We start from the raw sequence: 13,177 nt of genomic DNA, 5'->3' as shown, positions 1-13,177 counted from the left end.
CAACACTTAAAACAGCGCGGCGCTCAGCTTTCTGCGCCATTGCGCGACGAGCGCTGGCTGGTGTGCGGCGAGATCGAAGACCGAGAGCATGGTCTTGCGCGCGAGATCATCACGAAACGTCCGGTCGCGCTGCACGATGAACAGCAGATGGCCTAGCGCTTCGTCGTACTGGCAGCGCGCGATAAATGCGCTGGCCAGATCGAAGCGCGCTTCAAGGTCATCGGGATGACTGGCGACCTGGGCTTCAAGAGCGTCGGGCGGTGGCAGCGCGGCAGCTGCTTCGAGCGCATCAAACCGGGTCTTGAAGGCGTTGTAACGCGCATCAATGCCTTGTGTGGTTTTCGGCGAAAGCTGCGCGGCTTCACTCCGTGCCTCATCCAGGCGATTGTCTTCCAGCAGTAATTCGAGCAGGTCGAGGCGGATTTCGTCATCGTCCGGCTCATGCGCGAGCCCATCGCGGAGCACGGCGAATGCGTCGTCACGGCGGCCTTCGGCCAGCGCGGTTTGCGCGACGCTCCGGGCTGATGTGGCAGCGTCCGGCACGAGCCGCTGCAAAAAAGCTCGCAACTGGCCTTCCGGCAGCACGCCATTGAACTGGTCAACCGGGCGTCCGCCCAGAAACGCAACGACATGCGGAATGCTGCGCACCTGAAAATGCGCCGCCAGTTCCTGGTTTTCATCGACATTCACCTTGACCAGCCGCCACTGGCCTGCGGCTTCACTTTCGAGCTTTTCCAGCACCGGGCCCAGGGCTTTGCAGGGCTCGCACCACGGAGCCCAGAAATCAACCAGCACGGGCATCTGCATGGAAGCGGCGATGACGTCGTTTTCGAAAGTAGCTAGCGTGGTATCCATTGCATCCTCGTTTTTGAAACTGGGTTGGCTGGCGGCAGTTAGGGTGAAGCGGGCCGCATGAGTGTCTGAGTGTCTGAATGCCAGTGCGGCCTGGCATGAGCTTGTGCGTGCTGACGTGCCCATGAATGGGCTCATTCATGGGCATTAACGCGGCTTGATGGGCGGCTGGGCGATCCATTGGGTTTCGCCTGGTACCTGGCCCATGGTCTGGTTCGCCCAGGCGGCTCTGGCGCGCGCAAGGCGCTCGCGCGTGCTGGCGACAAAATTCCATTCGATCAGGTGGTCGCCCGGCAGTTTCGCGCCGCCCAGCAGCATCGCCGTCGCGCCTGTGCGGCTGGTGAGCGTGACGCTCGCGCCGGGCGTCAATACGGCCATCTGCTGTACATCGAGCGGAGTGTTGTCTAGCGCCAGCTCGCCATCGACAAGATAAACGCCGCGCTCGTCATGTTCCGCTTCGAAGGTAAAGCGGCTGTCTGGCGCGAAATGAGCCGCGGCGTACAGCAGGGGTGAGAAGGTCGTGACCGGAGAGGTTGCGCCGAACCCCGTCCCCGCTAGCAGATGCAAGGTCACACCGGCGCGCTCGAGATGCGGCAGGGTAGCGGCGGGATAGTGCTCGAACGAGGGCGGGCGGTCTTCCTGGCTGGCAGGCAGTGCGACCCAGCTTTGAATGCCATGCAGGCGCTGGTTTGCAGCGGGATGGTCCGGCGCGGAAGGGGTGCGCTCGGAGTGCACGATGCCCCGGCCCGCGGTCATCCAGTTCACGTCGCCGGGGACAATCTGTTGCACCGAACCCAGGCTGTCACGATGCAGCAGCGTGCCTTCGAACAGATAAGTCACCGTCGAGAGCCCGATATGCGGATGTGGCGGCACGTCCACGCGTTGAGCCGTGTCATTGGCGCGCTGATCCATGTGATCGAAGAAGATGAAAGGGCCGATCAAACGTGCGGCCATGGCGGGCAGCAAACGGGCCACCTGCAGGCCGCTGACGTCACGTTGATGCGGTTTTAGAACAGCTTTGACTGAAGTGGACATAGCTACTCCATAGGGTGGGGTAGGGGGGCATTCTACTGTGTACTGTGCTGGCCCAGCTTCGCCAGAGACCCCAGCAAATCTTGCCGAAGCCCCACCCAGTGGGCTTCAGCGTTATCTCAATATATTCGGTAGACTCCGGCGTTTGAATCTGTGCCGTGCAAACAGGGAGTGGTTGATGTCGCCGAAGGATTTATTGCTGGCGTTAGTGGTGGTCTTGGCATGGGGGGTCAACTTCGTCGTGATCAAGATTGGTTTGCATGGGGTGCCGCCGATGCTGCTGGGCGCGTTGCGTTTTACCCTGGCGGCTGTGCCGGCCGTGTTTCTGGTGAAGCGTCCGGCGGTGCCATGGCGCTGGTTGCTGGCCTATGGCGGCACGATTTCGCTGTGCCAGTTTGTGTTTTTGTTTTCGGCGATGTCGTCAGGAATGCCTGCGGGGCTTGCGTCGCTGGTGCTTCAGGCACAGGCGTTTTTCACGCTGATTTTCGCGGTGCTGTTTTTGCAGGAACGGTTTCGCGTGCAGAACGCCGCGGGGCTTTTGATCGCGGCAGTGGGGCTGGCGGTGATCGGTCTGGATGGCGGGCACACGATGACGCTCGCGGGTTTTGCGCTGACGCTGTGCGCGGCGGTGTCGTGGGCGCTAGGCAATATCGTGACGAAGAAAATCGGCGCGTTTGGCCGGATTGATCTGGTGGGCCTGGTGGTGTGGGGCAGCGTGATTCCGCCGCTGCCATTTTTTGCGCTGTCGTATGTGTTCGAAGGACCGCAGCGCATTGGCGCGGCGCTGGCGGGCATTAGCGTGACCTCAGTGCTCGCGGTGGTTTATCTGTCGTTCGTGGCGACCCTGCTGGGCTATGGCCTCTGGAGCCGTTTGCTGTCGCGCTATCCAGCAAGCCAGGTCGCGCCATTTTCGCTGCTGGTGCCGATTGTCGGGCTTGCTTCGGCGGCATGGCTGCTGGATGAGCATCTGTCGCTGATGGCGCTTGGCGGCGCAGCGCTGGTGATGACTGGGCTTGCTGTCAATGTGTTCGGTGGCTGGGTGGCGCAGCGTTTCGCGTTGCGCTGAGCGGAGGGCCTGAGCTGCGCCATCTACGCCGTCTGCGCCCTCTACTCCCTCTACTCCCGCACTTGGCGCTTGAGCGGCAAGTCACGCCTTACTACTGCTGCCGCTGCGCCGGATGCGTCACTTCAGGTCATGCGGTTTTTCGCCAGCGGCGGGTTCGCTGCGAAATAACGTTTGATGCCGGTCAGGATCGCGTCTGCCATCTTGTTGCGATAGGCGTCGTCGTTCAGGCGGCGCTCTTCTTCCGGATTGCTGAGGAAGGCGGTTTCGACCAGGATCGACGGAATATCAGGCGCTTTCAGCACGGCAAACCCGGCTTGCTCAACCGAGCCTTTGTGCAGCTTGTTGATCCCACCGATCTCTTTGAGCACATAGCTGCCATAACGCATCGAGTCGCGGATTTGCGCGGTGGTGGACATATCGAACAGCGCCCGGTTCACCGTCGCATCAGCTGACTTGACGTTGATGCCACCGATTTTGTCGGAGGCGTTTTCTTTATTCGCCATCCAGCGCGCAGCAGCGCTCGATGCACCGTTTTCAGACAGGGCGAAGACCGACGAGCCGCTGGCCGAGGGCGTGGTGAAGGCGTCCGCGTGGATCGAGACGAACAGGTCGGCGCCCACCCGGCGCGCCTTTTGCACCCGGACATTGAGCGGGACGAAGAAGTCGGCATCACGCGTCATCATCGCGCGCATATTCGGCTGGGCATCGATTTTCGCCCGCAGCTTTTTGGCGATATCGAGCACAACGTTCTTTTCGTAGGTGCCGCTGCCGCCTACTGCGCCGGGATCTTCACCGCCGTGGCCGGGGTCGATGGCGACCGTCAGCAGACGGCGGGTGCCTGCTTTGCCGGGCGTGGTGAACGCATAAGCGTCGTCCGGGCTGTCGTTGCGGGCGCTGACGGTTGGTGGTGCTGCTGGGCTGCTGGGGGTGGGTTTGACTGGCGGCGTGCTGGACAGAATCGGCGGCACCGGTGCGCCGCCGCGCGCGGGAGCGGAGGGCGAGGCGGATTTGGCCGGCGGGCTGTTCTGGGCGTACTGCTCGAAAAACGCGTCGCTGTCGGCGGCGGGTGCCGTGGTGGGGCCGCTTAAGGTTGCGGGAGGCGGAGTCGCCGCTGCATTGCTGGTGTCATTCAGGCTCTGCTCCTTGCGCTCGGATTGCGCCAGAAGCTCCATCAGCGGATCAGGTGCGACAGCGGGATAAAGATCGAATACCAGCCGATAGCGATAAGTGCCGACCGGCGGCAAGGTGAACACCTGCGGCTTGACCGAGCCTTTCAGGTCGAACACCATCCGCACCACGTGTGGCTGGTACTGACCCACGCGCACGGACTGGATTTGCGGATCGTTGGGGGTGATCTTCGAGACCAGGTCTTTCAACGACTGGTCGAGCTCAAGGCCATCCAGATCGACCACCAGCCGGTCGGGGCCCTCCAGCAGTTTTTGCGTGTTTTGCAGTGGCTGGTCGGATTCGATCGTGACGCGGGTGTAATCGCGTGCGGGCCACACCCGCACCCCCAGCACGGCGCTCGCCCAGGCCATACGAGGGACAGTCAGCCCAAGCACGAGACAGGAAGCGCCTGCACGCAAAATCTGCCGCCGCCGCCAGTTATGCGTCGCGGTAGCGGCGGATTCGATCGAATGAAACGGTTTAATCAACATCTTTCGAGACATGCCTTTCCTGATTCGCTATACGCCCGGGCGGCAAGCTGGCGGCCAGTGCCGCTGCTGTCGAGATCGAGTGAGAACACGAGATCCGGCGTGCCAAGCAGCGTGCCAGCCCGTTGCGGCCATTCGACAAAACAAATAGCACCACTGCCGAAATAGTCACGCAGGCCAGCATCGGCCCATTCAGCCGGATCGGTGAAACGGTAGAGATCGAAGTGATAGAGCGCAAGTTCCCCGTCCGGTTGATCGACGGTATAGGGCTCAACCAGGGTGTAGGTAGGGCTGCGCACGCGGCCGGTGTGGCCAAGGCCGTGCAGGGTGGCGCGCACGAGGGCGGTTTTGCCCGCACCGAGGTCGCCGCGAAGCTGGATCTGGAGCCCCTGAAACGCCGGGCCCATCGCATGCCGCAACTCGCTGATCGCTTCGGCAAGCTGTGCGCCGAATGCGTCTGTGGCGGCTGCATTGACCAGCGTGAAGTGACGCTCGAACAGAACGGCGGCGGGTGGTATGAGCGCGGAAGCGGAATCGGGCTGAACAGGCATGCTCGTAAAATGGCGTGATGAACCGAAGTCCTGAAAGTCCTGAAGATCCCACTATGACTGATGTGCCTGCCCTGAGCGAGGCTGTGCGCCCGTTGAATGACGCGGCGCTGATGGCGCTGGCGCAGCGCATTCGGGCGTGGGGCGGTGAACTGGGTTTCGGTGCCGTTGGCATTAGCGATACCGATCTCGAGGAAGCTGAGGCGGGGCTGGCTGCATGGCTCGAAGCCGGTTACCACGGCGAGTTGGATTATATGGCGAAACACGGGATGAAACGTGCGCGGCCGGCCGAACTGGTGCCGGGGACGCTGCGGGTGATTAGCGTGCGGCTGGCCTATTTACCGGCTGCCGTGCTGGAGCCGGCTAGTTTTGAGGCTGTGGCCTGTGCGGACAGCACGAACAGCACGGACAGCACGAACAGCACGAACAGCACGAACAGCACGAACAGCACGAACAGCACGAACAGCACGAACAGCACGAACAGCACGAACAGCACCCATCGCAGCGCTGGCAGCGCCAACTGGCGTGCGGACGAATTTGCCCGGCTGGCAGATCCTGCGGCGGCGGTGGTCTCGGTGTATGCCCGTGGCCGCGATTATCACAAGGTGATGCGTCAGCGGCTGCAGCGTCTTGCGGAAAAAATCGCAGCGGAGATTGGGCCGTATGGTTACCGGGTGTTCACTGATTCAGCGCCAGTGCTTGAAGTGGCGCTGGCACAAAAAGCGGGCATTGGCTGGCGTGGCAAACACACGCTGTTGTTGCAGCAAGACGCGGGGTCGCTGTTTTTTCTCGGTGAAATTTACCTTGATGTGCCGTTGCCCACTGACGCCCAGATCACCCCCGCGCAGGCCCCGCAAACCGCTGGCGCGCATTGCGGCAGTTGCACCCGTTGCCTGACGGCGTGTCCTACAGGGGCAATTGTTGCGCCTTACAAGGTGGACGCACGGCGTTGCATTTCATATTTGACGATTGAACTCAAGGGCAGCATCCCGGAAGATTTACGGCCGCTGATCGGCAACCGTATTTACGGCTGCGACGATTGCCAACTGGTGTGCCCGTGGAACAAATTTGCGCAGGCGTCGCCGGTTGCAGATTTCGATGTGCGCCATGGACTGGACCGGGCATCGCTGGTCCAGCTGTTTGCCTGGAGCGCGGAGGATTTCGAGGCGCGCATGCAGGGCAGTGCGATCCGCCGGATTGGCTATGAGCGCTGGCTGCGTAACCTTGCCGTCGGGATGGGCAATGCGTTGCGTGCGGAAGCGGGCAGTCTCACGCCTGAGGTGCGCCGGGCGCTTGTCGATGCGTTACGGGCCCGGCTGGATGATCCTTCGCCGCTGGTCTGCGAGCATGTGCGCTGGGCGCTTGAAGCGGTGTAGTTCGTGGCGGGATGCGGGTTTCTGTTTGATGGCCGCTTGCTCGCTGCAAAGGTTTTTCAGCCAGCGTTTTCTGGGCCGGGATTGGGATAGCGTGGTGAAGCACCGGATAACGCGCCAGGCGAGTGCGATTCCGGCTTGAGCGGAATGGAGAAGAATTGAGCGGAAAGGGAGTGAAGTGATGTTCAGTGCAGTCATGAGTGCGCCCTTTGGCAAGGTGGGTATCCGCATTGCTCAGGGTGAAGTGCGCGAGATCGTTTATCTGCCGCAGGAAACGCCGGTGCTCGCTCCCGATACGCCATTGGCGCAGCAGGCCGTGGCGCAGATCGAGCGCTATTTGCATCAGCCGTCGGCGGCTTTTGCGTTGCCGCTGGCGGGGCTGGGCTCGGCGTTTCAGCGCCGGGTCTGGCAGGCGATCAGTGGCATTGCCCCCGGCCAGGTGCTGACTTACGGGCAACTGGCGCAGCAGGTTGGCAGCGTGCCGCGCGCGGTAGGCCAGGCGTGCGGCTCGAATTTATTTCCGCTGGTGATTCCATGTCACCGGGTGGTCGCAGCGAATGGCATCGGCGGTTTCGCGCATCACGCGGGCGATGATTTCTTTCGCCAGGTGAAGCGCTGGCTGCTGGCTCACGAGGGCGTTTTACGCTACGCGGCATGAGCGAGAACACGGCAGCAGAAAATGCAGCGGCTGAACAGCGGCGGCTGAGCAGCACTTCGATTGACACCTTCTGCGACGCGTTGTGGCTCGAACACGGCCTGTCGCGCAACACCATCGACGCTTATCGCAGCGACCTGCGGCTTTTCGCTGAATGGCTGGCGTGGCGCGGCATGTCACTGGATGCCGTGCACGAAGCCGATCTCGATGCCTACAGCGTGGTGCGGCTGAAAGACCGGCCGACGTCATCCAATCGCCGTCTTTCGGTATTTCGCCGCTATTACGCCTGGGCTGTACGTGAACATCGCATCAACGCGGACCCAACCTTGCGCGTGCGTTCAGCGAAGCAACCGTTGCGCTTTCCGTCGACGCTGACCGAAAGCCAGGTTGAAATGCTGCTCGCGGCCCCGCTGATCGACACGCCACGGGGCCTGCGCGATCGCACGATGCTGGAGTTGATGTACGCCAGCGGCTTGCGTGTGACCGAACTGGTGACGCTAAAAACCGTCGCGGTGGGGCTCAATGAGGGCGTGGTACGCGTGATGGGCAAGGGCGCGAAAGAGCGCCTGGTGCCGTTTGGCGACGAAGCACGCGGCTGGATTGAGCGGTATTTGCGCGATGGCCGCCCTGCGTTGCTCGGCGCACGCGCTGCTGATGCGCTGTTTGTGACCAGCCGTGCCGAGGGCATGACGCGGCATCAGTTCTGGCACATCGTGAAGCGCCATGCGCGGACGGCGGAGATTCACGCGCCACTGTCACCGCATACGTTGCGTCATGCGTTTGCCACGCATCTGCTGAACCACGGCGCGGATCTGCGCGTGGTGCAAATGCTGCTGGGTCATACGGATATTTCGACGACGCAGATTTACACCCACGTCGCCCGTGAACGTCTGAAAGTGCTGCATGCGCAGCACCATCCGCGTGGTTGATCGGGCTGATACGGCTGATAGGGCTGATACGGCTGATAGGGCTGATACGGTTGATAGGGCTGATACGGTTGATAGGGCTGATACGGTTGATAGGGCTGATACGGTTGATAGGGCCGATAGGGCCGATACGGTTGGGCCGAGACCGCCGTGCCGCATGCAGGTTCATGCAGGTCCACGCAGGTCACGTAGCGCGGTGAAGTGGCGTGGCGTGAAGTGACGAAGTGACGTAGAAGCGCATCTTCACAGTAAATCGCGCAAGCGATGCTTTAGCAGCTTGCCGGTTGCAGCGGCGGGCAAGGCTGCTAACACATGGATTTCCGCCGGGCGTTTATAGGGGGCGAGACGGGCGCTGCTCCACGCGATCAGTTCGGCGGCTGAAACCTGTGCATGAGCGGCTAGCTCGACGAACGCGATGACTTCTTCGTTGCCCTCAACCGGGCGTCCGATCACCGCGGACTGCACCACTTCAGGATGCGCATTCAGCACCTGCTCCACTTCAGCCGGATAGACATTGAAGCCGGAGCGGATGATGAGTTCCTTGCTGCGCCCCACGATATGTAATGCACCATCGGCATCCTGCCGGGCGAGGTCGCCGGTTTTCAGCCAGCCTTCGGCGTTGACGGTGAGGCGGGTTTGCTCAGGATTGCGGTAATAGCCCAGCATCACATTGGGGCCGCGCACCCATATTTCGCCGGTCTCACCTGTGGCTGCAGGGGTGCCGTCAGGCAACATGAAACAGACTTCGACACCCGGAATGATCTGCCCGGCTGAGGTATCGCTGCGCGGCGCATCAAGCATGGTTTGAGCGATGGTTGGGCTGCTTTCAGTCATGCCGTACCCGTTATGCAGGGTGACGCCGTAGACGCTTTCAACGCGCGCCTTGAGCGCCGCATCGAGGGGCGAGCCGCCCGAATAAGCGAAACGCAAATGTGGTGCGACCCATGGCAAGCCTTGCGCATGCAGGTGGTCGAGCAGTTTGGCGTGCATGGCGGGCACGCCCTGGAAGATCGACACGTGTTCGTTGGCCAGCGCGTGCCGCACGGCCTCCGGGGTGAAGCGTGGCGCTAGCCGTAGCGTGGCTCCGGCATACAGGCTGCCGAGGCAGACGGAGGCCAGCCCGTACACGTGCGAGACAGGCAAAACGGTGTAGACCACATCGCCGGGCGCGACACGGCGCAGGGTGCTGGAGATCGCCGCGATAAACAGCAGATTGCGATGTGACAGCATCACGCCCTTTGGCGCACCGGTGGTGCCGGTGGTATAGATCAGCGCGGCGCATTGGTGGCTGCTGGCGGTGCTGGCACCGCTAGTGGTTTCGGCTGTCACTTGCGGGTCAAGCGTATAGGCCCACTGACCTATTTCAGGGCCATGGATGGCGGTGGGAGCAGCTTGCGCCTGATGCCGCTGCGCATGGTGTTGTGCATCAGCGGAGGTTTCGAGCACATACGCCACCACGCGCGGCTGGGCATGCGCACGAATCGCATCGAGCTCCGCTGCCGACAGGCGCGCATTGGATACCAGCGCCCACGCATCCAGCGAGGCACTGGCCAGTAGCAGCACGATTTGCGCGATGCTGTTTTCGGCGACGATCATCACCCTGTCGCCTGACTGGACGCCCCATTCGCTTAGCTGAGCGGCCGTGGCCTGGATTGCCTGGAGCAGTTGCGCGCGGCTGAGGTGCCGCCCGTCTTCGATTAACGCGAGCGCTTCAGGCTGAAGCGCGGCGGAGCGCACCACGATGTCGCTGATCCGGCTGGGCAGGGTGGCCAGCAGCGCGGGAAGATCGAATGGCGCGGCGGGGGTGGTTGCGAGGGTGGCCGCAACAGAGACGGTGGCGCTTTGGACCTGAGGTTGGGATATCAATGCGGTCTCCTTGATATGACGGCTGCCCCAGAATTTCCTGCTCCAGGGCAGCCGGTAGCGAACGATCGTGCCATAGCCGGGTGGCCTGCACAATCAGCCATCTGGCTAGTGGCGCGAGCAGCAAAGCCGCGCTTACAATGCGCCGATGAGCAAATCCAGACACGTTTCCGAAACCCCCGCCACGCAGTTTTTGCGCCGTCATGGCGTGATTTTTGGCGAGCATCCCTATGCCTATCTCGAGCATGGCGGCACGGCAGAATCCGCGCGTCAGCTAGGCGTGGATGAGCACAACGTCATCAAGACCCTGGTGATGGAAGACGAGCACGCCAAGCCGCTGATTGTGCTGATGCACGGTGACCGTACCGTTTCAACCAAAAATCTTGCGCGGCAAGCCGGGGCAAAACGCATTGAGCCGTGCAAGCCCGAGGTGGCGAACCGTCATTCCGGTTATCTGATCGGTGGCACGTCGCCGTTTGGCACGCGCAAGGCGATGCCGGTTTATGTCGAGGCGAGCGTGCTGGCGTTGCCCACCGTCTGGCTGAATGGCGGCCGAAGGGGTTTTCTCATCAGCCTCGCCCCTGATGTGCTGACCACGCTGCTCAAGGCCATACCCGTGCAGTGCGCCAGTGTTGATTGAACTCGCTACGCCAGCGGTTTAGCGCGCATGGCATTCGGTAGAATGCGCGCTACTTCATATACGCCGCAGCAGACAGTGACGCTGCTGGCTTCCCCCGATGCTGACAAGAGCTCTTCCATGGAAAACCTGATCGTCGCCGTTGCCGCTTATCTGATTGGCTCGGTGTCATTTGCTGTGATTGTGAGTGCGGCGATGGGGCTGGCTGACCCGCGTTCATACGGTTCAAAAAATCCTGGCGCGACCAACGTGCTGCGCAGCGGCAACCGCGCAGCGGCGGTGCTGACCTTGCTGGGCGATGCGTTTAAAGGCTGGCTGGCGGTCTGGCTGGTGAGTTATTTCGGGCCGCGTTACGGGTTGGGCGACGGCGCGATTGCTGTGGCTGCATTAGCGGTGTTTCTCGGCCATCTGTACCCGGTGTTTTTTCGCTTCAAAGGCGGCAAGGGCGTGGCGACAGCGGCGGGTGTGCTGTTCGCAATCAGTCCGGTGCTAGGGCTGGCCACCATGCTGACCTGGGCGATCGTCGCGTTTTTCTTTCGCTATTCGTCGCTGGCGGCGCTGGCGGCTGCGGTGTTCGCTCCGCTTTATGACGGCTTTCTGTTCGGCGCGAATATCGTCGCGCTGGCAATTGCGCTGATGAGTGCGCTATTGATCTGGCGGCATCGCGGCAATATTGCCAAGCTGATGGCGGGGCAGGAAAGCCGCCTTGGCCATAAGGCGGGTGAGGCAGCCCGCCCGGGGCGCAACCACAAACGCTAGCGCTAGCGTGCGGCGCACCGGGCGGCTTAGGGTTTTAGTCGCGGAAATTATTGAAATCGAGTGGCGTATCGGTTACGTCTTTGCGCAACATGGCCATTACGTTTTGCAAGTCGTCACGCTTGGCACCTGAGACGCGTACCGCATCGCCCTGGATGCTCGCCTGAACCTTGATCTTGCTGTCCTTCACCAGCTTGACGATTTTCTTGGCGAGTTCGCCTGAAACTCCTTTTTTGACCGTGACGACCTGCTTCACCTTGTCGCCGCCAATTTTCTCGATCTTGCCGTATTCAAGAAAGCGCACATCGACGCCGCGCTTGGCCATCTTCGATAGCAGGACATCCTTGACCTGGCTGAGCTTAAAGTCATCGTCGGCGAATGCGGTCAGCTCACGTTCTTTTTGTTCGACGCGTGCGTCGGAACCCTTGAAATCGAAGCGCGTGGAAATCTCCTTGTTGGATTGCTCCAGCGCGTTTTTGACTTCGATCATGTCGGCTTCTGAAACGACGTCGAACGATGGCATGGTGATTTTTCCTTTGAGCTTTTGAGTGCGGTGACCAGAGCGCGAGCCGGATGGCTGGCCTCGGGGCGGCCGCTATAATAGCGAACTGGGCGCCATTCTACCGGCGCCTTTCTTTTTCCCCAAAGGCCGTTGTGCCAGGCCGTCTCCACGTTTATCCCGATTGATCCCGATGTCGCCATCTAACGCTCCCCGGTTTAGCGCTGACTATCCGCTTCGTGCGCACAACACGTTCGGTTTTGATGTCCGGGCGCGCCTGGCCTGCGAGATTCAGCACGAGGCGCAACTGCCTATCGCGTTGCAGGCGGCCGTGGCGGCTGGCCTGCCACGGCTGGTGCTGGGCGGGGGCAGCAACGTGGTGTTCACCCGTGACTTCGAGGGGCTGGTGCTGCGCATGACGCTGCGTGGGCGGCGCGTGGTGGGTGAGGACGATCACGCGTGGTATGTCGAAGCCGCGGCTGGAGAGAACTGGCATCAGTTTGTCTGCTGGACGCTGGAGCAAGGCATGCCGGGTCTTGAGAATCTCGCGCTGATTCCCGGCACCGTGGGCGCTGCGCCGATTCAGAATATTGGCGCGTATGGGCTGGAAATGAGCGAGCACCTGGTCTCGCTGCGCGCACTGGAGCTTTCGAGTGGCGAGCCGGTGGTGTTGACTGCCGCCGCTTGCCGCCTTGGCTACCGCGACAGCTTTTTCAAGCAGGAGGGGCGTAATCGCTTCGCTATTACAGCGGTAACGTTCCGTTTGCCAAAGGCATGGGCAGCGCGTGCGGGCTACGCGGATCTGGAGCGTGAGCTGGTGGCTCAAGGCGGCGCGGCACGTCCTGATGCGCAAGCAATTTTCGCGGCGGTGGTGGCAGTGCGGCGTGCCAAGCTGCCTGATCCAGAGGTGCTGGGCAATGCCGGGAGTTTCTTTAAAAATCCGGTGATTGAGGCTGAGCATTTCACGCTGCTGCGCGAGCGTGAACCTGGGCTTGTGTCGTATCCGCAGCCGGATGGCCGGGTCAAGCTGGCCGCTGGCTGGCTGATTGACCAGTGTGGCTGGAAGGGGCGTGCGCTAGGCGCGGCGGCGGTGCATGAGCGTCAGGCGCTGGTGCTGGTCAATCGCGGTGGCGCGAACGGCACGCAAATGCTGGCGCTGGCGCGAGCGATCCAGAACGACGTAACCGAACGCTTTGGCATCGTGCTTGAACCCGAGCCGGTGTGTTTATAGGAAGCTGTGCAGACAACCCGCGCAAACAACACGATGGGCAGAAGGCAGAAGGCAGAAGGCAGAAGGCAGAAGGCAGAAGGCAGA

Annotated in this window: 13 protein-coding genes; 7 read left to right on the top strand and 6 right to left on the bottom strand. The window is 61.8% G+C overall.

Annotation, left to right across the window (positions count from 1 at the left end; all coding sequences use genetic code 11):
- Positions 1 to 6: 6 nt before the first annotated feature.
- Together trxA and GH656_RS11635 are read right to left on the bottom strand one after the other, a co-directional pair.
- Positions 7 to 855, bottom strand: a complete 849-nt coding sequence (gene trxA, locus GH656_RS11640; RefSeq protein WP_153076074.1) for a thioredoxin — start codon at positions 853 to 855, stop codon at positions 7 to 9.
- A gap of 144 nt (positions 856 to 999) precedes the next feature.
- Positions 1,000 to 1,887: a pirin family protein gene (locus GH656_RS11635; RefSeq protein ID WP_153076073.1), complete on the bottom strand. Its 888-nt coding sequence runs from the start codon at positions 1,885 to 1,887 to the stop codon at positions 1,000 to 1,002.
- A 175-nt stretch (positions 1,888 to 2,062) separates the two neighbouring features.
- Between GH656_RS11635 and GH656_RS11630 the strand changes: the two genes are divergently transcribed.
- Positions 2,063 to 2,950 carry an EamA family transporter gene (locus GH656_RS11630; RefSeq protein WP_153076072.1) on the top strand — a complete coding sequence of 296 codons (888 nt, stop codon included), beginning with the start codon at positions 2,063 to 2,065 and terminating at the stop codon, positions 2,948 to 2,950.
- Positions 2,951 to 3,072: 122 nt separating this feature from the next.
- Here GH656_RS11630 and GH656_RS11625 read toward each other — a convergent pair whose 3' ends face one another.
- The gene (locus GH656_RS11625) at positions 3,073 to 4,620 is read right to left on the bottom strand and encodes an N-acetylmuramoyl-L-alanine amidase (protein WP_153076071.1); all 1,548 of its coding nucleotides are present in this window, start codon (positions 4,618 to 4,620) and stop codon (positions 3,073 to 3,075) included.
- Positions 4,602 to 5,156 carry a tRNA (adenosine(37)-N6)-threonylcarbamoyltransferase complex ATPase subunit type 1 TsaE gene (gene tsaE, locus GH656_RS11620; protein WP_153076070.1) on the bottom strand — a complete coding sequence of 185 codons (555 nt, stop codon included), beginning with the start codon at positions 5,154 to 5,156 and terminating at the stop codon, positions 4,602 to 4,604. Before tsaE ends, GH656_RS11625 begins: the two co-directional genes overlap by 19 nt.
- Positions 5,157 to 5,173: 17 nt before the next feature.
- Here tsaE and queG point away from each other — a divergent pair, with 17 nt between their 5' ends.
- From queG to xerD, 3 genes are all read left to right on the top strand, one after another.
- On the top strand, positions 5,174 to 6,529 hold the full coding sequence (queG, locus tag GH656_RS11615; RefSeq protein WP_246184255.1) for a tRNA epoxyqueuosine(34) reductase QueG: 1,356 nt from the start codon (positions 5,174 to 5,176) through the stop codon (positions 6,527 to 6,529).
- Positions 6,530 to 6,707: 178 nt separating this feature from the next.
- Positions 6,708 to 7,184 (top strand): methylated-DNA--[protein]-cysteine S-methyltransferase, encoded by a 477-nt coding sequence (locus tag GH656_RS11610; RefSeq protein ID WP_153076069.1) that lies wholly within the window; start codon positions 6,708 to 6,710, stop codon positions 7,182 to 7,184.
- Positions 7,181 to 8,110 (top strand): site-specific tyrosine recombinase XerD, encoded by a 930-nt coding sequence (gene xerD, locus GH656_RS11605; protein WP_153076068.1) that lies wholly within the window; start codon positions 7,181 to 7,183, stop codon positions 8,108 to 8,110. The genes GH656_RS11610 and xerD overlap by 4 nt, the downstream gene beginning before the upstream one ends.
- A gap of 240 nt (positions 8,111 to 8,350) precedes the next feature.
- Here xerD and GH656_RS11595 read toward each other — a convergent pair whose 3' ends face one another.
- A complete protein-coding gene (locus GH656_RS11595; protein WP_246184308.1) occupies positions 8,351 to 9,883 on the bottom strand; it encodes a class I adenylate-forming enzyme family protein in 1,533 nt (510 codons plus the stop codon).
- Between the two features lie 235 nt (positions 9,884 to 10,118).
- On the opposite strand from GH656_RS11595, the gene GH656_RS11590 reads away from it, so the two are divergent.
- Together GH656_RS11590 and plsY are read left to right on the top strand one after the other, a co-directional pair.
- Entirely contained in the window at positions 10,119 to 10,610 is a 492-nt protein-coding gene (locus tag GH656_RS11590) for an aminoacyl-tRNA deacylase (protein WP_153076066.1), read from the top strand.
- Positions 10,611 to 10,727: 117 nt separating this feature from the next.
- On the top strand, positions 10,728 to 11,366 hold the full coding sequence (plsY, locus tag GH656_RS11585) for a glycerol-3-phosphate 1-O-acyltransferase PlsY (RefSeq protein WP_153076657.1): 639 nt from the start codon (positions 10,728 to 10,730) through the stop codon (positions 11,364 to 11,366).
- A 34-nt stretch (positions 11,367 to 11,400) separates the two neighbouring features.
- Here the strand turns inward: plsY and GH656_RS11580 are convergent, their stop codons facing one another.
- Entirely contained in the window at positions 11,401 to 11,886 is a 486-nt protein-coding gene (locus GH656_RS11580; RefSeq protein WP_153076065.1) for a YajQ family cyclic di-GMP-binding protein, read from the bottom strand.
- A 169-nt stretch (positions 11,887 to 12,055) separates the two neighbouring features.
- Here GH656_RS11580 and murB point away from each other — a divergent pair, with 169 nt between their 5' ends.
- Entirely contained in the window at positions 12,056 to 13,093 is a 1,038-nt protein-coding gene (gene murB / locus GH656_RS11575) for a UDP-N-acetylmuramate dehydrogenase (RefSeq protein ID WP_153076064.1), read from the top strand.
- Positions 13,094 to 13,177 lie beyond the last annotated feature (84 nt).

This window comes from Paraburkholderia bonniea (genome assembly GCF_009455625.1).
Classification (GTDB): domain Bacteria; phylum Pseudomonadota; class Gammaproteobacteria; order Burkholderiales; family Burkholderiaceae; genus Paraburkholderia; species Paraburkholderia bonniea.
This window is presented reverse-complemented; position numbering and strand designations above follow the sequence as displayed.